We start from the raw sequence: 24,206 nt of genomic DNA on the forward strand, positions 1-24,206 counted from the left end.
TGATTTTTGTCCTCGTAAAACCCAAGCCCTAATTCCGTTTCCCCCGTTTGGGATCACAAAGGTGCAAACTTTTTCCCAGTTGGCAAGAGGGTAACTGAAAATAATAACAAGAAAACACGGAACTATCTGAAAGACAAAAAGAAAAATAATTACGAAATCTCAATATTTAAATCCAGGTATCACTCTGTCCCGCTTGCCCCCCAACTTGTAATTTCTAAAAGTGTACCTGAGGGAAACCTCATGAGCCCCTCCCGAATGCCTTAGCCCTAATTTGGATATAGTGAAATCATAGCTATACCCGAGATCCAAATCATTGGGCAATGAAAACCCTAAAAGCCCTACAATCGCCTCGTTATTAGGCATGGCGTTTTTCGTGGGCAAGCCCCTGTACCAAGTACCTATGATAATAGGCTGTAGATACAGCTCGGCGCCAAAATCCAATTGGTCAAATGCCCCTTGACGCTTATAATTGAAAGCGAATGAAAGGCTACGCTCCTGCCGCACATTGTTCAAATACTCTTTAATCCTGCCATCTTTAAGCGGAATCTTGATACCACCATGTGCGGAGTACCTTATAGGGAGCCTATTCTCGGTAGTGGCCATGTAAGAAATCAAAGGCCTAGTAAGGTGATGGGCAGCGACTCCAAACCAGATTCTTTCGGCGTAATAATAAAGACCGGTATTAATATCTGCATGGCTCCTCTGACTATCATCCGTCACCCAATTATTACCATCAGCATTAATGGTTCCACTGTCTATGTCCAATTGGGTACCCAAAATAATCTGCTCCACGTTGGCATACCTGTTTACAAAGCTGGCTTGGGCTCCAACGTGCAAAAACCTGAATTCCCCCAACTTAAGCCTGTAAGAATACAAAGCACCTACTTCCATATTTTGAAGCTCTGCAAAGGTTTCTCTGGTTCCATTCACAATTAACCCAACCCCACTGTTTTTATGTTCTATAAAATGATCTACATAGGCGGACATGGAAACAAAGGTGTGATCCAGCCCTGGCCACTGGTTTCTGAAATTCAGCCCTACCCTGGTCCACTCAGTACTCCCCGTAAAAGCTGGGTTCAAATAAAGCGGTGCAGCATAAAACTGAGAAAACTGTACATCCTGCGCAGATGATAACCCCAGCTTTAAAAAGAGTATAATGAAAACTAGTATGCGCATGATTTAATGTGTTTATAATTGTTTCTTAATGGGCACATAGCTTACCCCGAACTCGATTTGGGGGAATCTCGCAAATGATAATCATCCAGATGTGTGACGTGATCGTCATGCCTGACTGCCGTCCAGGCAGGCTCGATTTCATCTCACCAATAGAACAGAACCTGACCTGGAGACCTTCTCCCCTTCCACGGATTCTAAATTCACCCTATATACATACCTGCCAGGTGGCAGTGCCACACCATTTAGGTTTCCATCCCAACCATCGGTGTTTGCATCTTCAGACCTGAAAATCATTTCACCCCAACGGTTGAAAACCATAAATTCCATGTTGACTACTCCCTTTGTTTTTGGCCTGAAATGGGTGTTCTCCTCACTATCTGGTGTGAAACCAGTAGGAAACATGATCCTGTATGAACGGTCAATTTCGATTTCCATGCTGTAGCTCGCTTCACAATCATTGTCGTTTCTCACTTTAAGGGTTACTAAATAGGTACCTGTTTCCCCAAATACATGAACCGGGTTTCTCGCTCCACTCGTTTGCCCGTTGCCAAAATCCCATTCCCAAGATACTGGGTTTCCAGTAGACTCATCGGTAAACCAAATCGGATCCTCAATAAAAACTCTCCCTTCATCGTCGGTCTTTCTTTCCGTACCATCAATGCCATAATCAAAGGCCGCCTCTATGGGAACGTCCGAAACACTGATATCAAATTCAAGCGGCTCAGACCAACAGTCCACTGCTTTTGGCTTTACGCTTAATTCATAACTCCCTGAAGTATATACCGTGTCCATAGCCTCATTTATCAGGAAGGACCCATCTGGCTTTCTAACCCTGTAATCAAAATCTTCTGGAAAATAAGGGTCAATTTCCTCTGAAAGGTAAATCGGTGCCTCCGGGTTACATCCCCTAACTGGAGTTACTATCCCAAGTTCAGGAAGTTCTGGAACCAGGACGGTAAATTCGTTGGAGCTCACCATACATCCCCGGTCATTGTAGGCTGTGGCGCTGAAAACTCCCTCATGGCTAACAATTAATACTTTCTCTTCCGCATTTACTATTGGATTTCCATCTCTGAACCACTCGTATGCAACAAACTCCTCCTCGCCTTGTGCTTCCAAAATCACGTCCTCTCCTTGGCACAGGTACCATTCTTCCAAGGGAATGCCTTCAACAGTAATTATTACCTCTCCAGGATCTTCCCTTATAGGGATCTCTACCCAGTTCCCTTCAGAGACTTTCCCATAATTATCGGTTAGGGTATAATATACCCTTACAGTTTCTCCTTCATTACCCTCTATAGGGGAAAAAGTAAAATCAAAACCCGATTCACTTACCATTAAAATGCCCACCTCTAATTCAAGCTCCGTGGGGAAGCTTTCACAATGGCCACTAATGCACATATCTTCCTCCAACTCCTCAATTTCATCTTGGGATGCAAAAAACCTAATGCACTGCAATTGGCTATTCTCATTAGGAAAGTTGAAATTATCAGGTCCGAAGAAATAGGGATTCTCTATGCCCACACAAGCGGGTGGCAGCTCTAGGTCTTCTCCTTCGGGGGACTGTAGCCCTTGTTGGTCCGATACGGACACTTCCAGGTTTCGGATTTCGTGATAATTTGTCAGGGCACCCGTAGAGGCCGAAAAACCGACTTTAAGGTTTTCGGGAGGGATGAATTCAAAAAGGACATCCTCGAAAATGGAAACCATACGGGGATTTCCAGCCTGAGTGGTCACTTGCATTTCCATATTTACCAAAAACCCAACCCCTCCTGGATTTGGTAAAAGCTCAATAAAGACCTTTCTGTACCCCACTTGGCTTTCATCAGTGACACGGCCATTGTTGCCACAAACGGAGAATTGGGCACTTTCTGGCAGACCACTCCCCCCACCTTGATTAACCAGCCTTCCTGAGACGTATGAATATCCCTCTAGGCTATTTCCTGGTCCTCTTAGTACAATACTGTTGGGATGCAATCCGGCGGGGTCTTCAGGAAAACCACCAATTTTACCATCACCTGTATTACCGAAATTCCCAAAGGAATCGAGACCTAAACCTAAATAAGCTCCGCGCAAGCCATGTGTCTCGTTTCTCTGTGCATAGCCCAAGGCTCCTCCAAAACCTCCTGGGGAAAACCCTGCTACAGCCGCATCAAACAGGAAAAATGCCAAACCATCCGCACCTGTACCCCCATAGCAGAAATATTCAAACGTTATGTTAATTCCATAGTATGAGGGAAATGGAAGGTCAACATAAACATACCCACTTTGGTCTTCCCCGTTTTCAGTAAGTCGCAGGGCCCCATCTGCAAGTCCGGCCTGGCCTCCCAGCCTAGTATATCTTTTTAATTGATCCCCCTGAAAACTTTCACAATAAGGGAATCCCTTCTGCGAAAGACCCTTTGAAATAGCCCCACCAGAAAAAAGAAAAATAAAGAAAAGGATCCTAAACTGAACTCTCAATGCCTGATTCGTTGTCTTGATTTTTCTTTCCTAGAAAAACCACCAACAAATTAACCAAAAGTCCCAATAAACAAAAAAGGCTTTCCACCAAATCGCTGGAAAGCCTAATTATATACTGACAAAATCTACCTATTTCAAAATAGTTTGTTTTCTATCAGGACCTACTGACACCATTTTAATGGGGGTTTTTAACTCATTTTCCAAAAAGGTAACATATTCCTTTAATGCAACCGGAAAATCCTCATATTTTTCCACAGAAAGCAAATCGCAATTCCACCCTTTCATGCTTTTGTACACCGGTTCTACTTCTTGTCCATCCTTATCCAGGCTGAACCTGTCTATTTTGGTGCCGTCCATAAGTTGATAATGCGTGCATACCTTCACCTCTTCAAAAAAGTTTAGCACATCCACCTTCATCATGAAAAGTTGAGATACACCATTGATCATGATACTGTATTTTAATGCAGGAAGGTCAATCCACCCACACCTTCTTGGCCTTCCAGTGGTAGAGCCAAACTCATTGCCCTCCTTTCTCATTTTTTCCCCATCGGCGTCAAACAGTTCGGTAGGGAAAGGGCCGCCCCCTACACGGGTACAATAAGCCTTGAATATTCCGAATACTTCCCCTATCCTTGAAGGAGCCACTCCCAATCCGTTGCAGGCACCAGCAGTCATAGTATTGCTACTGGTCACATAGGGATAACTCCCGAAGTCAATATCCAATAAGGACCCCTGAGCTCCTTCCGCCAATACCTTTTTCCCATCCTCAAGTGCTTCGTTAATTTCGTATTCGGATTCTACCAGGTTGAGGTTTTTGAAGAATTCCACAGCCTCAAAGAATGTGGACTCAAGGGCGGGGAGTTCACTTGCATCGAACTTGTAATATTCCAAAATGGACAAGTGGCGCTCAACCAGGACATTGTACCTGTCTTTGAAGTCATCGGCTAAAATATCTCCTACTCTAAGCCCAACTCTGCCTATTTTATCCTGATAGGTAGGGCCGATGCCCTTTAAGGTGGACCCGATCTTCTTGTCCCCTTTGGATTTCTCATAAGCAGCGTCCAAGAGCTTGTGCGTAGGCAAGATGATGGCTGCTTTTTTAGAAACAAAAAGATTCTCCTTAAAGTCGATGTTGAATTTCTTCAAGCCTTCGATTTCCTTATTCATCACCACCGGGTCTAATACCACCCCATTGCCAATGATATTTCTAAGGTTGGATCTAAAGATTCCACTAGGGATTTGGTGCAATACGTGCTTTATGCCATCAAACTCAAGAGTGTGTCCGGCATTTGGCCCACCTTGAAAACGGGCCACCACGTCATATTTTGGGGCTAAGTAGTCAACGACCTTTCCCTTGCCTTCATCCCCCCATTGGAGCCCTAAAAGTACATCCATTTTCATATGTTTATAATTTCTTTTCAGCGGTCATATAGCCTGCCCCGGACTCGCTTCGGGGGAATCTCGCTTTGATAATCATCCCTCCGTGTGAGGTTCTCCTCATGCTCGATTTCATGTGTTTATAATTGATTTTTATTTGCCACATGGAATCTCGCAAATGATAATCATCTCATTGTAGGACGTGTTCGTCATGCTCGATTTCATATGTTTATAATTTCTTTTTAGCGGTCATATAGCCTGCCCCGGACTCGCTTCGGGGGAATCTCGCAAGGATAATCATGTCACTGTGTGACGTTTTCGTCATGCTCGACTTCATTTCCATATATGTGATAAATGACCTAATTTTTGTTGAAATGCGAAAATAAACCTGCAATTACGATAAAAAAAACAGCAATATCCTAAAACCTCCGGAAAATTACTCTTGCCTGATTAAGAGGCGTGCTTTTCCAATGCGGCGGGTAGATTATCAAATACCGTGAAAATATTGTTTAGCTTGGTGATAATAAGCAACTTTTTGACATGCTCGGAGGGCGAGGTTAGTACCACTTCTCCTCCGGCATTACGCATTTTTGTAAGCATAGTAATCAGTACACCTATGCCACTAGAGCTGATATACCTCACCTCACTTAAATCTATAATTGTGGTCTTGACACCATTGTTTAATGCGTCAGAGACCAACTCCACTAACTTTGGCCCCGACTCGTCACCAATTAAGTCACCTGTTAACTTGATAACAAAGCTGTTTTTAATTCTCTCGGTTTCGTAAGCTATTTCCATAGTAATATCGTGATGGGTTAAAAATTTGGGCACCTAAGTAACTAAGCACCCTTAGTTGGGTTCGTTTTTCACCTTGTGCTCACAGCTTTCATCTGTGCAGTTTCCGTAAAGAATCAAGGAATGGTGTATGATATTGAAGTTAAGGATTTCTCCTACAGTATTTTGAATGTTCTGGATTCTGGGGTCGCAAAACTCCTTTACCTGATGGCACTCTGTACAAATCAAGTGGTCATGTTGTTTATATCCGTAGGATTTCTCGTATTGAGCAAGATTTTTTCCGAACTGGTGCTTTGTGACTAGGTCACATTCCACCAAAAGATCCAAGGTATTATAAACTGTGGCTCTACTTACCCGATAGTTTTTGTTCTTCATACTGATATAGAGTGATTCCACATCAAAATGCCCTCCCCTAGCATATATTTCCTCCAAAATCGCATACCGCTCGGGGGTCTTCCTAAGTTTCTTGTTTTCCAGATAGGCGGTAAAAATCTTTTTTACCTTTTCATAATTGCTTTCGTTCAAAGCCATTTACTTGGTTTTTTTGCAAATATAAGGTTCTAGTTGATAGGAATTACAAGAAGTCCCATTAATCAAACCTGGATACTTTCAAAACTCCCTGAACCTTACCTAAATTATCAATGAGTTTATCCAGATGGTTAGTACTATGGACATATAACTTGATTGTTCCTTCAAAGATTCCACTATCCGAATCTACCGTGATAGACCGCATGTTTACCTTAAGTTCATTGGAAATCACCTTGGTGAGGTCACTTATCAGCCCCACTCTGTCGGTACCGACAATCTTTAACCCTGCCAAGAAGGCAATTTCCTGCTGACTGGTCCATCTTGCCTTGATTACACGGTTGCCATGGTTAGACAATAATTCCAAGGCATTTGGACAGGAAGTTCTGTGAATTTTTATGCCTTCATTCACCGTAACAAAGCCAAACACATCATCTCCGGGTATGGGGTTACAGCACTTGGCCAAAATATAATCCACCACATCCATGTCTTCCCCAATCAACAACTGATCATGTTCAGGCCCTTTCAGGTTTTTTATCTCCTTGGTGAATGAGGACTCATCCGTCACCTGAATCATGGTGTTCTTTTTGAGCTTTTTCTGCTGCTTGAATTCTTTAAAACCCTTTATAGAGGTGGGATCAATTATTCCTCTTCCTACCTTGTAATAAAACTCAGTAGTCGTCTTGGTTTCAAAAAACGCCCTTAACTGTTCCACTACAACGGATGAAAACTCCATCTTCATCTGCTTTAGCTTACGCTGCACAATTTCTTTTCCGTCCAGGATATACTGTTTCTTTTCCTCTTTTAATGCATCCTTAATTTTAGCCCTGGCTCGGGAGGTCACCACCGACTTTAGCCAGTCTTCCGAGGGCTTCTGCTTCTTGGATGTGAGAATTTCCACCTGGTCTCCGTTTTTCAGCTTATGACCAATCGGCACCAATTTCTGATTCACCTTAGCTCCTATGCAATTTGCACCCACTTCGGAATGGATCTCAAAAGCAAAATCCAAGGCAGTGGCCCCGAAAGGAAGAACTTTCAAGTCTCCTTTGGGGGTAAAGACAAACACCTCATCCTGGAACAGGTTCCCTCTGAAATCGTCCATAAATTCAATGGCGGACCCGTCGTTATTCTCCAGCAGCGTCCTAACCTGGGTGATCCACTCGTCTAGCCCTCCAGCGGCCTTTTCGGGGGAATTCTCCTTTTCCTTATATTTCCAGTGAGCGGCATATCCCCTTTCAGCAATATCATCCATACGCTGCGTTCGTATTTGCACCTCCACCCATTGCCCCGTCTGGCTCATTACGGTAGTATGCAAGGATTCATACCCGTTGGCCCTAGGAGTGCTGATCCAATCCCTGAGGCGATCGGGGTTGGGCCTGTAAAAATCGGTAACGATCGAATACACCTGCCAGCAATCTGCCTTTTCATTTTCAAGAGCGGTATCAATGATGATTCTGACGGCAAAAAGGTCATACACCTCCTCAAAAGGTATATTCTGTTTCTTCATCTTGCTGTAAATGGAAAAAACGGACTTTGGTCGGCCCTTTATATTGAATCTGAAGTTTTGAGCCTCTAGATCTGTTTGGATGGGTGCAATAAAGGTCTTGATGAATTTATTACGGGAGACTTTGGTCTCGTTGATCTTATTTACGATGAATTCATAGGTCTCTTTATCCGTAAACTTCAAATGGAGGTCTTCCAATTCGGATTTAAAGCTATATAGCCCCAGCCTGTGTGCAAGTGGGGCATAGAGGTATTTGGTTTCAGAGGCTATTTTTAGTTGCTTGTGCCTGGGCATGCTGTCCAGGGTTCGCATATTGTTTAACCGGTCCGCCAACTTGATCAAAATCACCCTGACATCATCTGAGAGGGTGATGAGCATTTTCCTAAAATTCTCTGCCTGTTGGGAGCTTCCATATTCAAAGACTCCGGAGATTTTGGTGAGTCCATCTATGATTTGTGCCACTTTGGGCCCAAAATCCCTTTCAATGTCCTCCAGTTCCATATCTGTGTCCTCTACCACATCATGCAGGAGGGCAGCGATAATACTCGTGGTTCCCAAACCAATTTCCTCCACACAGATAAGTGCTACTTCCAGGGGGTGATAGATATATGGCTCACCGGATTTCCTCCTCATTTCCTTGTGAGCTTCACTGGAAACATTAAATGCTTTTTTTATCAACTTGGCATCCCCGCTTTTCAGGAGCGGTTTGGCCACTCTCAGCAGCCTTCTATATCTCTTAAGTATCTCTTTTCGTTCTTCCTCAACGTCGACTCTAATCATACACCCTAATTTAATACAATTGTAAGGTTCTTTTACCTTGGGTTTGGAATTATTTTTTCATTTTTTTTTCACTACCTATGGAATCTTAAATTTTCCTATTTACCTTTGCATCCACATTAGGCAGAGGTGGTGAGAAATCACAATAATCAGGCTACTTTCATTGGGGCTTGTTTCATTTTACTCTTCTTCTAATTACTTATGGTTTCCCATATGAATAATTTGCTAAGTGCAATTAGGGATGGGAAACTAATTCTTCTTAATGCGGATGTGGCGAAATTGGTAGACGCACTAGACTTAGGATCTAGCGCCGCGAGGCATGGGGGTTCGAGTCCCTCCATCCGCACACTACATCTCCCTCGATCTTGATTTCTACATCCTATGCTAGGTGAAAGTCGAGATTGGGGGTTTTTGTTATTGGATAACCTTAAACAAACATCCCTTGGAAATCACACTAGACAAGCATGCCATCAACGTAGCTTCTATTAAAATTAAGCTAAACGAAGCAGATTACCAACCCAAAGTTGATGCGAAAATCAAGGAATATGCAAGAAAAGCCAATTTAAAAGGTTTCAGACCAGGCAAAGCTCCAATTTCTTTGATTAAGAATATGTATGGAACATCCGTCTTGGTGGAGGAAATCAACCAAATGCTTTCCAGTTCCCTAAATGATTACCTGAAAGAACAGGAGTTTAAAGTGGTGGGAGACCCTTTGCCAAAGCAGGAAAATGCCGATGACATCGACTGGAAAAAGCAAAAAGAATTTGAATTCGAATACGAAATTGGCTTTGTAGAGAATCTCAACATCCCCATTGATGAAAGTCTAAAGGTAAAAAACTACCAAATAGAGGTGGGGAAAGATGAGATTGATGAGGCCATGGAGAACATCAAAAAACAATATGGCAAAATGACCAACCCTGAGGTCAGCCAAGAGGGTGATTTTCTTTATGGAGACCTTAAATCAGAAGATGGCTCTTTGGAAAAATCCCTTTCCCTTCCAATTGAGAAAATGGACGGGAGAACTGCCAAAAAATTTATCGGGGTAGAAAAGGAAGCTGAAATCACCTTTGATCCCAGCAAAGCCTTAAAACCCGAAGATTTGGCTGAATTGCTAGATGTGAGTGAGGAAGAGGCTAAAGCCATAGAAGGTGAACATACCTTCATTGTAAAAAACATCAACAGGACTGAAGAAGCTACTTTGGACCAAGAACTTTTTGACAAAGTTTTGGGTGAGGGGCAAGTGAGTTCCGAGGAGGAGTTTCTTGAAAAAATCAAGGCCATCATTTCTGAAAACTACCAAAAAGAAACCGAGTTATTTACCCAAGAAGAATTGAAAAAAGTCTTAATAGAAAAGGCAAATGTCAACTTACCCGAAGATTTCTTGAAAGAATGGCTCACCCGTTCAAACGATGGAAAAGTTTCTGAGGAAGAGGTGGAAAAAGAGTTTCCGGCCTACGCTAACCACCTCACCTGGGCATTAATCTCCAACAAAATTGCCGAGGAAAACGAGATCAAGGCAGAACATGAAGAGGTGGTAGAAAAAACCAAGCAAATGATTCGCGAAAACCTTGCTTCCTCCGGTATGGCTGGTCAAATGGAAGACAACATGGATCTCTTTGTAAACAACTATCTGCAAGGAAAGGATGGACAGAATTATATGCAAATGTTGACTTCCGTGCAAAATGACAAGGTACTTGCTTTTGTACTAGAAAAAGCCAAAGTCGAAGAGGAAATCATCAGTACTGAAAAGTTTAAAAAACTACTGGAAAACTAAACGCAATAATTTATTGTTAAATAAAAGTCCTTTTATAAGGGCTTTTTTTATTTTTGTACCAGTATAAATATTTTAACATGATAGATAAAAACGAATTTAGAAAATATGCCGTAGGGCACAAAGGCGTGAGTGGCACAGCTTTTGACCAGTATACCGAGCATATTGAAAACATGACCAGGTCAGTAATTGAGGAAAGACCCACCAATTTCAGGGAAATAGATGTCTTTTCTCGCTTGATCATGGATAGGATTATCTTCTTGGGGACTGGGGTTGATGACCATATCGCCAATATTATTACCGCGCAATTGTTGTTCTTGGAGTCCGTGGATTCTAAAAAAGACATACTCCTTTATGTCAACAGCCCAGGAGGTTCCGTGTATGCGGGTTTAGGAATTTATGATACCATGCAGTATATTGCCCCGGACGTGGGAACTATCTGCACTGGCTTGGCTGCTTCTATGGGAGCTGTTCTTCTGGCAGGTGGTGCTGATGGAAAACGTGCAGCGCTACCTCACTCCAGGATAATGATTCACCAACCCTCCGGAGGAATGCAAGGTCAGTCCTCCGACATGGAAATCACCGTGAAACAGATTTTGGAACTCAAGAAAGAATTATACGAGATCCTGGCCAAGCATAGTGGGCAATCGATAGAAAAAATAGAGAAGGACTCTGACAGGGATTACTGGATGAGAGCAGATGTCGCGAAGGAATACGGCCTTGTGGATGAGGTCCTGACAAGAAAAGTAAAAGAATAAATAGATATAATGGCGCAAATTACATGCTCCTTTTGTGGAAGGAACAAGAAAGATGTGGATCTGATGGTGTCGGGCATTTCTGCCCACATCTGCAATTTCTGTATAGAGCAGGCCTATCAGATCTTGGGAGAAGAAGACAAAACCAAAAAGTCATCCAAACGCCCCAAATTTAAATTAAAAAAGCCGAAAGAGCTTACGGAATTCCTGGACCAATTCGTGATCGGCCAACAGGAAGCCAAAAAGGTGCTTACTGTTGCCGTGTACAATCATTACAAGCGTCTTGGGCAAAAAGAACAAACCAGTGACGATGATATCCGGATAGAAAAATCCAACATCATTATGGTAGGGGACACCGGTACAGGCAAAACTTATCTTGCTAAAACCCTGGCAAGGATTCTGGAAGTGCCATTTTGCATCGCGGATGCTACTGTACTTACCGAGGCCGGATATGTAGGGGAGGATGTGGAAAGTATTCTGACCCGACTTCTACAGGCAGCAGACTACAATGTGGAATCGGCCGAAAGGGGCATTGTTTATATTGATGAACTGGACAAAATTGCCAGAAAATCTGACAACCCTTCCATCACCAGAGATGTAAGTGGAGAGGGTGTTCAACAAGCCCTTCTAAAGCTTTTGGAAGGAACTACCGTAAATGTACCTCCTCAAGGTGGAAGAAAGCACCCGGATCAAAAAATGATTTCGGTAAACACCGAAAACATCCTCTTTATCTGTGGCGGGGCATTTGACGGTATCAGTCGGCATATTGCCAATAGGTTAAACACTCAGCCACTGGGATTCAGCAAGAAATCTGAAATTGAACTTGTGGATAGAAACAATCTGCTGCAATACGTTACCGCACAGGATTTGAAAGGCTTTGGCTTAATCCCGGAACTTATAGGAAGGCTACCAGTACTCACTCACTTGGACCCCTTGGATAAAGGAACCTTGAGAAAAATACTCACGGAGCCCAAAAATGCCCTTACCAAGCAGTATATCAAGCTTCTTGAGATGGAAAACGTTAAACTTGTCTTCGAAGAGGACGGAATCGATTTCATCGTGGAAAAAGCAGTGGAGTTCAATTTGGGGGCAAGAGGACTGAGGTCTATTTGCGAGGCAATCATTACCGACGCAATGTACGAGCTTCCCTCTGACGAATCGGTGAAAGAGCTTGTCATAGATGAGGATTATGCCAAATCTCAGTTTGACAAATCTAAGTTCAAAAAATTACAGGTGGCCTAGTACAGGTTACACTTTCAAACTGTTTACAATAAGCCTTGCAGTCTCCTGCGAGGCTTTTTTTGTTCCAATTTTTTGGCCTACTTCTTTATATCCATCCAGGATCTTGTCCCTGGCTTGACCATCTTCAGCTATAGCCTTTAAATGTTGAGCGACTATATCTGCGGTGTATTCCCCCTGGATGAGTTCTTCAACCACCTTTTTCCCCGCAACAAGATTAACCAAAGAAATATAGGGGACTTTAACCAGATTCTTGCCAATAGCATATGTCAGCATGCTGGTCTTGTAAACCACCACCTGCGGTACATGGAATAAGGCTGTCTCTAGAGTGGCTGTACCAGAGGTGACCACCGCTGCATGGGCATGGGTAAGCAGGTCATAAGTGCCGCCCGTTACCACCTTGATCCCATGTGAATTGGCTTCCTCATATTCCTCGGGTGCCAGGTTGTCCACTGCTGCCACAACAAAATCGAAACCCACAAATTGCTTAACCATCTTCACCATCAAACCAAGCATTATCCTAACCTCTTGCTTACGACTTCCCGGTAGCAGGGCTATGATCGGTTTCTTGCCCAGTACGTATCGTTCTAAAAACTGGGGTGAAGGTTTAAATTTTGCAATCTCATCCCTTACAGGATTACCGACGTAGGGAACTTCCCAATTGTATCTGGAAAAAAATTCAGGTTCAAAAGGAAGTATGGTATAAAGACCATCCACCATTTTTTTTAGTTTTATGGCCCTATCCCTGTTCCATGCCCATACTTTTGGGGGAATATAATAGTGCACGGGTATGAGGTGCTGCTTGGCAAAGGCTGCCATTTTCATGTTGAAACCACCGAAATCCACAAGGATTATTGCATCAGGGTTAAATTCCAATATGTCCCGTTTTATCTTTTGTAAATTGGTAAGTACTTTTCTGGCTCCTAAAACCACCTCTAGGAACCCCATCATGGACATTTCTTTGAAATGAACATTTAAGTAGCACCCTGCCTCAGCCATATAGTCCCCTCCCATACCCCTAAATATAGGATTGGAATCCAAGTATTTAATCTCATAAATGAGGTTTGAAGCATGTAAATCCCCGGATCTCTCTCCAGCTATCAGGTAGTACTTCATAGACTTAGGTCAAAAGGGGTATAAAAAATTACTCCCCATAGTATTCCACGAAGTTTCTTGGGGTTTCATAGAGGGTCAACTTATAAAGGCCTCCTTCTTTTACTAGCTCGCTTACTTTGGGATAGAGTATCTTCCAAAACTCCATCACCAAGATCTCACAACTCGCCATCTTTCCCTGCATAAAATCCACATCCATATTGAGGTTTTTATGATCCACTTTGTCGATGACCTCCACCCTGATGATTCTGCTTAGGGCCTTGAGATCCACCACAAACCCGGTATCAGGGTCCGGCTTACCCTTTACTGTCACGATAAGGTCAAAATTATGGCCATGCCAATTGGAATTGGCACAGGGGCCAAAGACCTCCTTGTTCTTCTCCTCGCTCCAATTGGGGTTCCATAACTTATGGGCAGCATTGAAATGCTCCTTTCTGCATACATGTACCATCTTGACCAAAATTTCGAGGTGCAAAGGTACGAAAAAAGGATATACATATACAATTTGAGGGATGGTAAGAGCAGCCGTACTTCCAATTATCTTGGTTTGGAAGGGTAAGTGGTACTAGGTTCAGAAAGATCAATTCCATCTGAGAGTCATCTGATACTGGTTTGACATCACTTTCTGTTGCCATTCATTTTTATTTGCCGAACATGGCTAGCGTTTTAATTTGCGTGTACAACTGATTATATTCGGGAAACCTGACAAAAATGGATGAAATTCAATTTCTGCATCTCCTAAATACCCTATACTCTAAGTATCCTTTCCAATATTCTATAGGTGATCAGATAGGTGGGTCTCACCCCATCCATGCCCAAAGCTCCCGAAGCCAATGTACCCCCAGTTTCCAAGGGATTGTCCGAGGCATAATAGGCATATAGCACCTTCACACTTTTCCGGATACTACTCCTAATCTTGCTAGCTGCCTGAATGGCTTTTTGGTAATGGGCTCCTTCCATCTCCAGCCCCACGGCCTTCCAGGAGGATTCCATAAAATACCTCAACACCTCTTTATTTTGAAGACTGGTCCCCAGTACCGTAATCATGGGTCCTTCAAATACATTTAGCCCAAAGCCATCAAAATCTTTCTTCCTCAGTTCGTTCCTAAAGGGATAATTATCAGCAGTGCCCTCAAAGACGTGGCTGGAAGGAATCATGATATCCCCTTTCCCTCCTTTTAAAATCCCTGCCTTTCCCATGATGGAGGCCGAAACAACATCTAGAGGTATACTCCTCCCGTTTAGTTCGTAAGGTTTCAACAATTCATCAAAACATTCATAGGCCTGTTCACCGAAGGCATAGTCCATCACCAACAGTACAGGCCGTTTCTTTTTATCCTCTGGAAGTTTCACTCCTGGCAGCAAGGTCTCTTTATTCATCTTGGAGGTATCTATAATCTGTACCCCTATATTGGTACCTGAGGTGTCCGGAACCGAGATAAACCCATGTTGCTGGGCATAGGAATGGATTGCTTTGGCCTTCTCATGTTTTGAGTTTTGGCTGATTTCCATGGCTAAGCGTTCCACTTCTTCAAAATCTTTTAATCCTAATGCCTGATGCCCATAAATGGTATTTAGTATACTGTGTAAGTTGGCACTTATGATGTGTATGGGACGTTCTAGCAGGCCCTGTTCTTCCAACATGGCTTTAATGTGCGAGGCCCATTGCTCCCCGTATACATGGTGGCCAACCCTTTCCCTTAAGGTAGCGGAGAAGGAAATTTGTCGGTCATGGTTATCTAAGTTCTCTTCCAGGGATAGCTTCCCCATATGGTGTATGATGGAAAAGAGGCTATTGCAATTTTTGGACGCATCAAACTTCTCGACCGCCTCCTTGGTTTCTTCAAAGGTTCTTCCGGTAATATGGCTAAGGTAGGAGCATGCCGCTTCCTTATCAAACTCCTGATCAGTCTCCAACCTATCCACAATGCGATGCAACATTTCCCAATTCAGGTTTTCTTTGCCCTTATGATCCGTGCTGTTCCTTCTGATTTTTTCAGATTCTATGTACAAAAAGGTGAGATGGGTAAGAATATCGTATATATCACTTTTTCCACGTGTCATTTCCACATACATCTGTTCCCCATCTACTCTGTAGCAGCTTCTTTTCCGCTTTGCTGGCACCAGCGTGGGAAAACCACTATTCTCATAACCCTCCCTGCTGATAAGATGAATGTACCTGCATTCCTCTATTCCTCTTGGCAATCTCTCCATCACATACAACAAGCCATCCAGTTCCACTTTCTCGGGATCAGATACCAATCCGTAGATCTCAGGGTTTAGGATTAAAAGGGACTCGACCAAGGACTCTCCCGACACGCCAGTGGGCTTATAGGTTCCTCTCATAAATAAATGCCTCATGGTGATATAGAGCCGCTCAATGGCAGACCTGGACTGTTGCGCTTTAGTTCGTTTCATCTGTTTATAATTGTTTTTCAGTGGTCAGATGGAATGCCCAGGTTAATCATCCCCCTGTGTGAGAATACTTTCTCATGGGCATTTCATGTGTTTATATTTTTTTTACGGTCAGATGCCTGCCTGGTCGGCAGACAGGGAATCTTCGCATGTTTTATAATCATCCCTACCATTGGCATATTACTTTAAATCAAATAATTTATTGATTAAATACAAATTTTTAGAGCTACTACGCTGCGAGCGTTGCGAATTCGTTGCGCCCCCCTGAAAAAACTCAGGGCAGGGCTGCGAGAAACTAAATGTCATTTCCTTTCTGTAAATGCCAATTTTTAATACTCCGTGTTTCGCTTGCGCCATGCTCGATTTCATGAAATCAGGGTTAAAAAAACAAAACAAAGTTACTACTTTTTCCCGGCTTGGGTGGGTGAAGAAAGAACTAAAACAAAGCTCCTTACAATAAAGGGGAAACCTATTTGTTTTAATACATGAAACTATTCTTCTTAATCCTTTGTCTATTCATAGCGATAGCTAAACTATCATAGCCGCTAATAAGTGTCTCAATACCCTACCATGTATAGAAAGTTGAATGCCATTCTTATTGTAATAGGCTTGTCCTTGTTCCTTTTAATTGCTTTTCTGGGGTTAAATGTGAGAAATCCTGAGGAGGTCATTCAAGGGGAGTGGGAAGAAAAAGATTGGGCCTATGAGAAAATCGAAAACAAAGAAGTGCTGAAATTGGGTCTAGGAGAAATCAAAAAGCATGAAGCCGAAAATTGGAAGTTCCGCTCTGGAAACAGCCTTGAATTCTATAAGGAGGGCAAACTTATAGCGCAGGCAGCATGGCGTATAAAAGGCCGAGGCCATATCCTTCAGATCCTTCATGAAGATGGTTCCCGCGAACTTTTTGACATCAAGGAATTAAACGATGATGAAATGGTTTTACACTTTGATATAGGAATGGAAACCAGAGGGATTGCCAAACTCATTTTCCAACGGTAGAATCATGCTCAGACATTCCCCAACAAAAAGATCCACAAAAGAGAACCTATGGCTGGCAGCAACCACTGCCTATAGTGCAGGAGCAGTAAATGTGGCATCGGTAATTGCCTTCTTTGCTTTCACTTCCAATGTGACAGGGCATGTGGCCATATTTGCCGAAGAACTTGTTAAAGGACACTGGCATCAGGTATTCATCGTACTCATTTGGTTGTTATTGTTCCTTTTCGGCGCGTTTGCGGCCAATTTCATCATCAGCTCAGTAGTGAAAAAGGGGAAATACTTTTCCAATTCGGCACCCATCTTTTTGGAAATAGTAGTGTTGGCATTCATTACGGTATATGGACATTTCTATTACCAGGAAACCCTACGAGAGACCGAATGGCTGATCGGAGGTTTACTGTTTTGCATGGGTTTACAAAATGGTATGGTATCCACCATTTCAGGTGGAGTAGTTAAAACCACCCACGTGACTGGCCTATTCACCGATTTAGGAGCAGAATTGTCCCAATGGCTGCATCCCATCACACCTCGAACCAAGGTGTTGAAAGACAGGTTAAAATTAAGGCTATATATTCTTTCTTATTATATCCTGGGAGGATTGGTAGGAGGGTATTTTTTCCTCCTTATTGATTTTCTTGCTTTTATAATGGTAATTTTGGTTTTGATTTTTGTAATCTATTACGACATGAGCCGCGTGGTTACGAAGCTTACCATTAGAAAAATCAAAAAACCTGCATATGTTATTCAAGAGCAAAACTAGTCTCTTCTAAACTATTAGCTAATTTTCAATGGACATCAAGGTACATTTTCCCGATAACCCTAGACTCTTTTTAAAAAACCCCGAAAGTTCTAGTTTAGGCACCAAAATCGTTTCCGAGGGGATTAGGATGATTAAGAAGCATGGCTTGGAAAACTTCACCTTTAAAAAGCTGGCAGATAAAACAGGGAGTACAGAGGCGTCCATCTATCGGTATTTTGAAAGTAAACATCATTTGCTGGTATACTTGATATCCATTTATTGGGAAGTTTTGCAAATTAAAATCTTGTTTAACACGCAAAATATATCCGAACCCTGGGTTAAAATAGACAAGTTGATCATGGTCATTACAAATGTGCTGGAGGTGGCTCCAAACATCATCAATGTAAACTTAAAAGACCTACACGAAATAGTCATTTGTGAGTCTTCCAAAACCTATTTGACAAAAAAGGTAGATGAAGAGGACAAAGAAGGGTTTTTCGTTTCCTATAAGAAACTGGTTTTTGCACTTTCTGAGATTTTGAAAGAAGCAAACCCCCATTATCCCTACCCAAGGGCGCTGGCTGTTAACCTTTTGGAGACTACTTATGAGCAATACTATTTCAGTAATCATTTTGGGGAACTCACAGAGCTTGGTTCTGAGCGGCCAGATTCTCCTACAGTAAAAAGTTTCTTAGAGTCTCTAATTAAAGCTGTACTGATCTACAAGGAAAATTAAGATTAGGGTCCCTATTCCTTCTTGAGTTTGTCTAGATAATCCTTTCTGAATTTTTGGACTTTTGGCCTTATCACAAACTGACAATAGGGTTGGTGCCCGTTAAGATCAAAGTAGTTGCTATGATAATCCTCGGCGGGATAGAAGTTGACAAATTCCGTAAGTTCCGTAACAATTGGCGAATCAAACACCTTGTCCTTCTCAAGTCCTTTACTAACCCTTTCCGAAATCTCTTTCTGAGAAGGATTATGATAAAATATCGCCGACCTGTATTGCGGACCAATGTCAGCACCTTGCCTGTTTAAAGTGGTTGGGTCATGGGTGGTAAAAAATACCTGAACCAACTCTTCAAAGGTAATGATTGTGGGGTCAAACTGGAGATGAACTACCTCAGCATGCCCAGTGGTACCCTCCACTACCTGCTTGTAACTTGGTTTTTCAACATGGCCGCCTGAAAAGCCTGATTGAACTTTCTCCACTCCTTTTAATTGTTGGAATATTGCTTCTGTACACCAAAAACATCCTGCACCAAAAGTTGCTGCTTCCAACCCATTGGCGATGGATAATTCAGTTTTAGGTAAATTAGTCATGTCGGTTTATTTAATGCTTATTCTAACTGGTCCTGTAGGCAAAAAGTTTTTATCTGTTGTTGCCCCCTTTTGGGTGACCAGTATTTTATCTTCCTGAAAAAGTCGCATCATACTTTGCAATACATCAGGCATAAATTCTTCCCAGTCCTGAGGATATACCCACCTCACTACCTCAGATGGACAAATCGTAGATGGATGTCGCATCTTTGCCAATTCTAAAATCGCCACATCTAGGATGTTTTCCTCCTTCATTTGAATAGTCTAGTTTGTTTTCCTGCAATAAACTGGGAAAGGTCTTGTATAGGCATTTTCCTATCTAATAAATATTTCTTTACCGCCTGACGAAATACATGCTGGATCAGGCTCGCCAGTTCGCCCTCTCCTTTAATCCTTCTTCCCCATTCCGAATCATTAGCCTTTCCTCCATGCAAACTTTCGATTTGATGCATCACCTTCTCTGCGCGTTCGGGGAAATGGGTTTGCAACCAATTCTGGAAAATTTGCCTAACTTGGCCATTAAGCCTTATCACTGTATATCCTGCCTTTCTAGCTCCTGCGGCAGCCGCATCTCTGATTATGGCAGTAATATCCTCCGAATTAATAGTGGGTATAATTGGAGCAACCATGATGCCACAAGGCACCCCTGCGGTATCGAATTTTTCGATCAGCCCCAATTTCTTCTGTGCAGTTGCTGTCCTAGGCTCAAGTATTGCCTTTAATTTGGGGTCAAGGTGGTTTATGGAAAAGTACACATGCACTATATTCCTCTCTGCCAGAGCCTTTAAAAGGTCTAAATCTCGCTCTATCAACGTATTCTTTGTTATGACACTAACCGGGTGGCCATATTCAAGACAAAGGGACAGGATTTTGCGAGTCAGTTGGTATTTCTTCTCTGCGGGTTGGTAGCAGTCGGTATTTCCGGAAAGCATTAAGGGTCGTGCCTGGTATCCGGGTCTGTCAAAGGTTTTTCTGAGCTGGGAGACGATGTCGTGTTTAACCAAAATATTGGTTTCAAACCCAAGCCCAGCATCGTATCCCCAATATTGGTGCGAATTTCTTGCATAGCAATACACGCAGCCATGTTCACATCCTTGATAGGGATTTACAGAGTAGTTTAAAGGTAAGTCGGGGCTGTCATTTTTGCTCAATGCATTTTTAGTAGCCGTATGGATGAATTTTGTATGGGGTTTATCTGTCCATTTGGGTCGGTCTAGGCCCTCTAAGTGCTCCTGAACCTCTTCTGTTTTTGAGAAAACGTTCTTTGGCTGTATCCTGGCACCTCTTCCTTTGAGATTATCTTGTTTCATCCCAGGCAATTTAAAAAATAGCCATGTCAAATCCTGCTAATCCAAGGTGAATTGTATTCGGGGGTTAAACATTGCAGACCATGATAAACACAGGTGGGAAGTTCCTGAAAGTAAATGTGGTCCTGATCTCTTTAAAATAACTGGAAAATTGAAATTTCAGCAAATAGGAATAACATATCTGGATAAAAGACCCATCCGGCCTAAGGCATTCGCTGCTTTTTTGGTAAATGAGGTTTCTGGATGGCTGGGGGATTAGGCTGAAGGGCAGGGAGGACAAGATTAAATCTGCTTTTCTTCCATCAAGATATTTATCCAGGTTTTCAGCAGAATCGCAGATGATTTCTACATTTTTTGTGGCAAATCGCTTTTTAAGGTTTTCGCAGAAATTTTCGCTAATCTCAAATACCAATAAGGTTGCGTCCTCATCCATCCGCTGCAAAATACCATGGGTAATACTGCCATCCCCTCCCCCCATCTCCACTATGATTTTAGCACCACTAAAGTCAGCAAAAGAGAGCATTTTATTAACCAAAGGTTTAGAACTAAAAGTAATGGCCCCTGTGGTCTTTATATTGGTAAACAGTTCCTTGAAAAGCGAGCCTTTGTTCATATTAGGAGTAAAATTATCAATGAATTTAGTCATAATTCCGCAAATATTGGACCCACAAATTGCGGGTAGTTTTCCAGTCAATCAATTGAGAACCCAAAACTATGACTTTTTCTTGGTTTAGGCGGTAAATTGCGTAATTTTGAAAGTTCATTTTTAGAAGTTCCAACATGGAAAAATGCCTTCCTTCCCAAAATTAGCCGTCTTGACAAAAAGAGATTTAGCTTCAAATTAAATTAATAACTAATTTTAAAACCCTAGTTTGCTGTAAAATGGCCCACGACAAACCATCTGTTCTTCTTTTTTTTATCTTCTTGGCAACTTGGGGAATCCACCCAAGGCCTACCATGGCCCAAAGTGATCCCTCAGGAAGCAAGAGGGTCACGGATGTTTTTGTGATTACAGGGGCCACTTTAATCCCGAGTCCTGGGCAACTTTTAGAAGGCCATAAAATACTTTTTGAGAAAGGGATAATTATGGCGATAGGCAAAGACTTCTCCGTTCCCGCTAATGCTCAAGAAATTAAGGCCGATTCCCTGTTTGTATATCCGGGGCTAATAGAACTGGCCAACAAAACTGGTGTCAGCAAACCCAAGATACCTGAAAGACCCGATGATTTTGACCCCAGTAACCCTCCTGCCATTTTTGCTGGAATCCATCCCTATGAAAATGTGCTGGACCACTATGATCCCGAATTTTCCCATAATGCCGAGTGGCGCAAGATCGGCATAGTCATTTCTCACAAAATACCGATGGGTGAAGGGTTCCTTCCTGGTCAAACCGCACTTGTGGTTTACGGCAACCCCAAACTTCCTAACAGGGTAAAAGAGGGCACGTCCCTATACGCAAGGTTTCACACGGTTTCGGGACTTTATCCCACCACCCCTCTTGGGGTAATGGCAAAACTCAGGGAATTGATGCAAAACGCCAGGCTTTTAGAAGACCATCAGAGGTTGTTTGCCTCCCAACAAGGAGTTAGAATTCCAGAAAGAAACAAGGTTTTGGAGGCGTTTCAACCTGTGGTTAAGGGAGAAAAACCCTTGCTTTTCGAAGTGGGTAGTGAATTGGATATCCTCAAATTGCTTAGATTAAAAGAAGAGTTAAACTTTGACTTGATCCTAACAGGGATAGATGAAGGAGAGGCCTTAATTCCTGTCATCAAAAAAGCTGGCGTAGGGGCAGTGCTGACCCTCAATTTACCAGAGGATCCCAGTGCCTCTGAGGATTGGGAAGAAAGCGAAGACCAAGAAATAAAAAAACGCAACGAAAGAATTTTAGAGGCATATAGAGATAGGTTAAGGCTAGCGGGAAAATACGAAGAGGCAGGAATTCCCTTCGCGTTTTCCACAAAACATCTGAGAAAGGACAGTTTCTATAAAAGCCTAAGGCTCCTTATCGAAAATGGCCTCTCCCAAGAGGGTGCTTTGTCTGCATTGACCATTCATCCTGCCAAAATGTATGGGATAGATGAAATTGCGGGAGACCTGGCGACCGGGAAAATGGCGAACATGATCATCACCACAGACACCCTTTTCAGCGAGGACATGCAAATCAAATATGTGATAGCAGATGGGTATGTTTTTGAATACGAACCAAAGGAAAAGGAAACTGCGGATTCAGAGGAGACTTGGAAATACGAAACAAGTACGCGTGCAGGAAAATCAACCGGAGAAATTTTCATCAAAAGAGAACAGGGAAAATTAAAAGGAAAGATATCCTATGACGATCCGGAGGGATCTGGAAAAAAGAAAACCGACCTAAAGGACTTAAAGGTATCCTCTGGTCATATGAGTTTTGATTTCGAGGTGGTTGCAGGTGGCAATAATTTAGAAATAAGGGTGGAGGGTACTATTTCAGGAGGTAAATTTGATGGTAATATGAACATTTTGGGATTCAGTACAGTACCGTTTAAAGCAACAAAAATCGAGAATCCGAAGAAATGAAAAGTGCTTTGATATATATTGCTTTCTCTCTATCAGCTATTTTCTTAATGGCAGCTTCTGAAAGACCGCCTAAAGGAAGTATTGTTATACGAAACGGAAACCTGCTGACCATTACCAATGGGTTATTGGAGGCCACCGACCTCTGGATTGAAGATGGAGTTATAAAAAAAATAGGAAAAGAACTGAAGGTGCCCTCTGGTATTAGCAGCATTGATGCTACAGGAAAATACGTGATGCCTGGGATTATTGATGCCCATTCTCATATAGCCTTGGAGACCGTCAATGAAGCTTCCAGCCCCATTACTTCGGAGGTATGGATGGGTGACGTTGTCGATCCATTTGATATTTCCATATACAGGGCACTGGCCGGGGGAGTTACTGTATCCCATGCCATGCACGGATCCGCAAACGCCATAGGGGGACAAAACATCACCTTAAAACACCGTTATGGCAATAAGGAACCCTCTGGCCTTTTTATGAACGAAGCACCAAGGACTATAAAGTTTGCTTTGGGTGAAAACCCTACAAGGGTACATGGCAGAGGCAAAAACATACAACCAAAATCCAGAATGGGTGTAGAGGCGGTAATTCGGAATGGCTTTGAAGAGGCAAAACAATATACAAAGCGGTGGGAGGAATACGAAAAAAACAAAGGGAAAGAAGTGCCTCCTTCTTATAACCTCCGGTTAGAAACCTTGAGGGATGTCTTAGATGGAAAAATAATCATACATTGCCACTCTTATAGGGCAGACGAAATTTACATGCTTATTCAGGTTTGCAAAGAATATGGGATCGACAAGATCGTGTTTTCCCATGTAAACGAGGGATTTAAAGTAGCTCCGGAACTGGCGAAATACTCTATGGGAGCATCCGTGTTTTCGGATTGGTGGGCTTATAAGTTTGAGGTTTATTATTCCACCGCATATAATGCTGCTATACTTACCAGGAATGGGGTGCTAACCTCAGTAAACTCGGACTCTGGAGAAGTAATCAGGCACCTTTACCATGAGGCCGGGAAATCCCAGAAATACGGGGATCTCTCAGATGAAGAAGCTTTATCCCTTATTACCATAAACCCCGCAATCCAACTGGGCATCGATCAATGGGTGGGTTCCTTGGAAGAAGGAAAACATGGTGATATAGCAATATTTGACCGGCATCCCCTTTCCATTTATGCCATTCCTGAAATGACTTTCATTGAGGGGGTAAAATACTTTGACCGGCACGAGGACGAAACGGATCAACGACTAAAGGTGGATCCCAGGGAAAAAGTGGAAGCTGTTTACTTGTATCAGGAGACCCACAATTGCATGCGGGACGTGGATTTCTTTTTCACTAATTTTGGCAGGAACCTTTTTGAACACAAACATTGATATGG

At 42.6% G+C, this 24,206-nt stretch carries 21 protein-coding genes and 1 tRNA gene; 9 read left to right on the forward strand and 13 right to left on the reverse strand.

The annotated features are described in order from the left end of the window. Positions 1–159 precede the first annotated feature (159 nt). The 6 genes from DB520_RS19090 to DB520_RS19115 all read right to left on the reverse strand — a co-directional run bounded on the left by DB520_RS19090 (position 160) and on the right by DB520_RS19115 (position 8,620). The gene (locus DB520_RS19090; RefSeq protein ID WP_114751389.1) at positions 160–1,176 is read right to left on the reverse strand and encodes a PorP/SprF family type IX secretion system membrane protein; all 1,017 of its coding nucleotides are present in this window, start codon (positions 1,174–1,176) and stop codon (positions 160–162) included. Between the two features lie 138 nt (positions 1,177–1,314). Beyond that, a complete protein-coding gene (locus DB520_RS19095; protein ID WP_114751390.1) occupies positions 1,315–3,639 on the reverse strand; it encodes a PKD domain-containing protein in 2,325 nt (774 codons plus the stop codon). 129 nt (positions 3,640–3,768) lie between these two features. Continuing rightward, complete coding sequence (locus DB520_RS19100; RefSeq protein WP_114751391.1) at positions 3,769–5,040, reverse strand: adenylosuccinate synthase; 1,272 nt, start codon at positions 5,038–5,040, stop codon at positions 3,769–3,771. Positions 5,041–5,466: 426 nt separating this feature from the next. Next, positions 5,467–5,814 (reverse strand): STAS domain-containing protein, encoded by a 348-nt coding sequence (locus tag DB520_RS19105; RefSeq protein WP_114751392.1) that lies wholly within the window; start codon positions 5,812–5,814, stop codon positions 5,467–5,469. Between the two features lie 51 nt (positions 5,815–5,865). Next, positions 5,866–6,342, reverse strand: a complete 477-nt coding sequence (locus tag DB520_RS19110; protein ID WP_114751393.1) for a Fur family transcriptional regulator — start codon at positions 6,340–6,342, stop codon at positions 5,866–5,868. A gap of 58 nt (positions 6,343–6,400) precedes the next feature. Next, on the reverse strand, positions 6,401–8,620 hold the full coding sequence (locus DB520_RS19115) for a RelA/SpoT family protein (RefSeq protein WP_114751394.1): 2,220 nt from the start codon (positions 8,618–8,620) through the stop codon (positions 6,401–6,403). Between the two features lie 261 nt (positions 8,621–8,881). Between DB520_RS19115 and DB520_RS19120 the strand changes: the two genes are divergently transcribed. From DB520_RS19120 to clpX, 4 genes are all read left to right on the forward strand, one after another. Continuing rightward, positions 8,882–8,963: transfer RNA gene (locus DB520_RS19120), tRNA-Leu, on the forward strand. A 96-nt stretch (positions 8,964–9,059) separates the two neighbouring features. After that, complete coding sequence (locus tag DB520_RS19125; protein ID WP_114751590.1) at positions 9,060–10,391, forward strand: trigger factor; 1,332 nt, start codon at positions 9,060–9,062, stop codon at positions 10,389–10,391. Positions 10,392–10,468: 77 nt separating this feature from the next. Then, positions 10,469–11,146, forward strand: coding sequence for an ATP-dependent Clp protease proteolytic subunit (locus DB520_RS19130; protein WP_114751395.1), 678 nt, complete (start codon positions 10,469–10,471; stop codon positions 11,144–11,146). A gap of 9 nt (positions 11,147–11,155) precedes the next feature. After that, positions 11,156–12,385, forward strand: coding sequence for an ATP-dependent Clp protease ATP-binding subunit ClpX (clpX, locus tag DB520_RS19135; protein ID WP_114751396.1), 1,230 nt, complete (start codon positions 11,156–11,158; stop codon positions 12,383–12,385). A gap of 6 nt (positions 12,386–12,391) precedes the next feature. On the opposite strand, the gene lpxB is transcribed toward clpX, so the two are convergent. The 3 genes from lpxB to DB520_RS19150 all read right to left on the reverse strand — a co-directional run bounded on the left by lpxB (position 12,392) and on the right by DB520_RS19150 (position 15,913). Beyond that, positions 12,392–13,498 (reverse strand): lipid-A-disaccharide synthase, encoded by a 1,107-nt coding sequence (lpxB, locus tag DB520_RS19140; RefSeq protein ID WP_114751397.1) that lies wholly within the window; start codon positions 13,496–13,498, stop codon positions 12,392–12,394. A 28-nt stretch (positions 13,499–13,526) separates the two neighbouring features. Then, a complete protein-coding gene (locus DB520_RS19145; RefSeq protein WP_114751398.1) occupies positions 13,527–13,946 on the reverse strand; it encodes a 6-pyruvoyl trahydropterin synthase family protein in 420 nt (139 codons plus the stop codon). A gap of 296 nt (positions 13,947–14,242) precedes the next feature. Beyond that, on the reverse strand, positions 14,243–15,913 hold the full coding sequence (locus DB520_RS19150) for a DUF6909 family protein (protein WP_114751399.1): 1,671 nt from the start codon (positions 15,911–15,913) through the stop codon (positions 14,243–14,245). A 567-nt stretch (positions 15,914–16,480) separates the two neighbouring features. On the opposite strand from DB520_RS19150, the gene DB520_RS19155 reads away from it, so the two are divergent. From DB520_RS19155 to DB520_RS19165, 3 genes are read left to right on the forward strand one after another with little or no spacing between them, the layout of a single operon-like run. Continuing rightward, positions 16,481–16,909, forward strand: a complete 429-nt coding sequence (locus tag DB520_RS19155; protein ID WP_114751400.1) for a hypothetical protein — start codon at positions 16,481–16,483, stop codon at positions 16,907–16,909. 4 nt (positions 16,910–16,913) lie between these two features. After that, positions 16,914–17,669 (forward strand): YoaK family protein, encoded by a 756-nt coding sequence (locus DB520_RS19160; protein WP_114751401.1) that lies wholly within the window; start codon positions 16,914–16,916, stop codon positions 17,667–17,669. Positions 17,670–17,697: 28 nt separating this feature from the next. Then, complete coding sequence (locus DB520_RS19165; protein ID WP_114751402.1) at positions 17,698–18,384, forward strand: TetR/AcrR family transcriptional regulator; 687 nt, start codon at positions 17,698–17,700, stop codon at positions 18,382–18,384. Positions 18,385–18,395: 11 nt separating this feature from the next. Here the strand turns inward: DB520_RS19165 and msrA are convergent, their stop codons facing one another. From msrA to DB520_RS19185, 4 genes are all read right to left on the reverse strand, one after another. After that, positions 18,396–18,971 (reverse strand): peptide-methionine (S)-S-oxide reductase MsrA, encoded by a 576-nt coding sequence (msrA, locus tag DB520_RS19170; RefSeq protein ID WP_114751403.1) that lies wholly within the window; start codon positions 18,969–18,971, stop codon positions 18,396–18,398. A gap of 6 nt (positions 18,972–18,977) precedes the next feature. Continuing rightward, a complete protein-coding gene (locus DB520_RS19175; RefSeq protein WP_114751404.1) occupies positions 18,978–19,223 on the reverse strand; it encodes a DUF3253 domain-containing protein in 246 nt (81 codons plus the stop codon). Continuing rightward, positions 19,220–20,278, reverse strand: a complete 1,059-nt coding sequence (locus DB520_RS19180; protein WP_114751405.1) for a PA0069 family radical SAM protein — start codon at positions 20,276–20,278, stop codon at positions 19,220–19,222. The genes DB520_RS19175 and DB520_RS19180 overlap by 4 nt, the downstream gene beginning before the upstream one ends. 64 nt (positions 20,279–20,342) lie before the next feature. Further along, positions 20,343–20,888, reverse strand: a complete 546-nt coding sequence (locus DB520_RS19185) for a class I SAM-dependent methyltransferase (RefSeq protein ID WP_114751591.1) — start codon at positions 20,886–20,888, stop codon at positions 20,343–20,345. A gap of 269 nt (positions 20,889–21,157) precedes the next feature. Between DB520_RS19185 and DB520_RS19190 the strand changes: the two genes are divergently transcribed. After that, positions 21,158–22,828: an amidohydrolase family protein gene (locus DB520_RS19190; protein WP_114751406.1), complete on the forward strand. Its 1,671-nt coding sequence runs from the start codon at positions 21,158–21,160 to the stop codon at positions 22,826–22,828. Then, the gene (locus DB520_RS19195) at positions 22,825–24,201 is read left to right on the forward strand and encodes an amidohydrolase family protein (protein ID WP_394340948.1); all 1,377 of its coding nucleotides are present in this window, start codon (positions 22,825–22,827) and stop codon (positions 24,199–24,201) included. Before DB520_RS19190 ends, DB520_RS19195 begins: the two co-directional genes overlap by 4 nt. Positions 24,202–24,206 lie beyond the last annotated feature (5 nt).

This window comes from Pleomorphovibrio marinus, assembly GCF_003347495.1.
Lineage (GTDB): Bacteria > Bacteroidota > Bacteroidia > Cytophagales > Cyclobacteriaceae > Pleomorphovibrio > Pleomorphovibrio marinus.

Coding starts and splice junctions, on each gene's coding strand:
- DB520_RS19150 (WP_114751399.1), bottom strand. CDS start 15,913: ATGAAACGAACTAAAGCGCAACAGTCCAGGTCTGCCATTGAGCGGCTC.
- DB520_RS19165 (WP_114751402.1), top strand. CDS start 17,698: ATGGACATCAAGGTACATTTTCCCGATAACCCTAGACTCTTTTTAAAA.
- DB520_RS19090 (WP_114751389.1), bottom strand. CDS start 1,176: ATGCGCATACTAGTTTTCATTATACTCTTTTTAAAGCTGGGGTTATCA.
- DB520_RS19190 (WP_114751406.1), top strand. CDS start 21,158: ATGGCCCACGACAAACCATCTGTTCTTCTTTTTTTTATCTTCTTGGCA.
- DB520_RS19155 (WP_114751400.1), top strand. CDS start 16,481: ATGTATAGAAAGTTGAATGCCATTCTTATTGTAATAGGCTTGTCCTTG.
- DB520_RS19110 (WP_114751393.1), bottom strand. CDS start 6,342: ATGGCTTTGAACGAAAGCAATTATGAAAAGGTAAAAAAGATTTTTACC.
- DB520_RS19100 (WP_114751391.1), bottom strand. CDS start 5,040: ATGAAAATGGATGTACTTTTAGGGCTCCAATGGGGGGATGAAGGCAAG.
- clpX (WP_114751396.1), top strand. CDS start 11,156: ATGGCGCAAATTACATGCTCCTTTTGTGGAAGGAACAAGAAAGATGTG.
- lpxB (WP_114751397.1), bottom strand. CDS start 13,498: ATGAAGTACTACCTGATAGCTGGAGAGAGATCCGGGGATTTACATGCT.
- msrA (WP_114751403.1), bottom strand. CDS start 18,971: ATGACTAATTTACCTAAAACTGAATTATCCATCGCCAATGGGTTGGAA.
- DB520_RS19115 (WP_114751394.1), bottom strand. CDS start 8,620: ATGATTAGAGTCGACGTTGAGGAAGAACGAAAAGAGATACTTAAGAGA.
- DB520_RS19180 (WP_114751405.1), bottom strand. CDS start 20,278: ATGAAACAAGATAATCTCAAAGGAAGAGGTGCCAGGATACAGCCAAAG.
- DB520_RS19130 (WP_114751395.1), top strand. CDS start 10,469: ATGATAGATAAAAACGAATTTAGAAAATATGCCGTAGGGCACAAAGGC.
- DB520_RS19145 (WP_114751398.1), bottom strand. CDS start 13,946: ATGGTACATGTATGCAGAAAGGAGCATTTCAATGCTGCCCATAAGTTA.
- DB520_RS19105 (WP_114751392.1), bottom strand. CDS start 5,814: ATGGAAATAGCTTACGAAACCGAGAGAATTAAAAACAGCTTTGTTATC.
- DB520_RS19185 (WP_114751591.1), bottom strand. CDS start 20,888: ATGAACAAAGGCTCGCTTTTCAAGGAACTGTTTACCAATATAAAGACC.
- DB520_RS19160 (WP_114751401.1), top strand. CDS start 16,914: ATGCTCAGACATTCCCCAACAAAAAGATCCACAAAAGAGAACCTATGG.
- DB520_RS19195 (WP_394340948.1), top strand. CDS start 22,825: ATGAAAAGTGCTTTGATATATATTGCTTTCTCTCTATCAGCTATTTTC.
- DB520_RS19175 (WP_114751404.1), bottom strand. CDS start 19,223: ATGAAGGAGGAAAACATCCTAGATGTGGCGATTTTAGAATTGGCAAAG.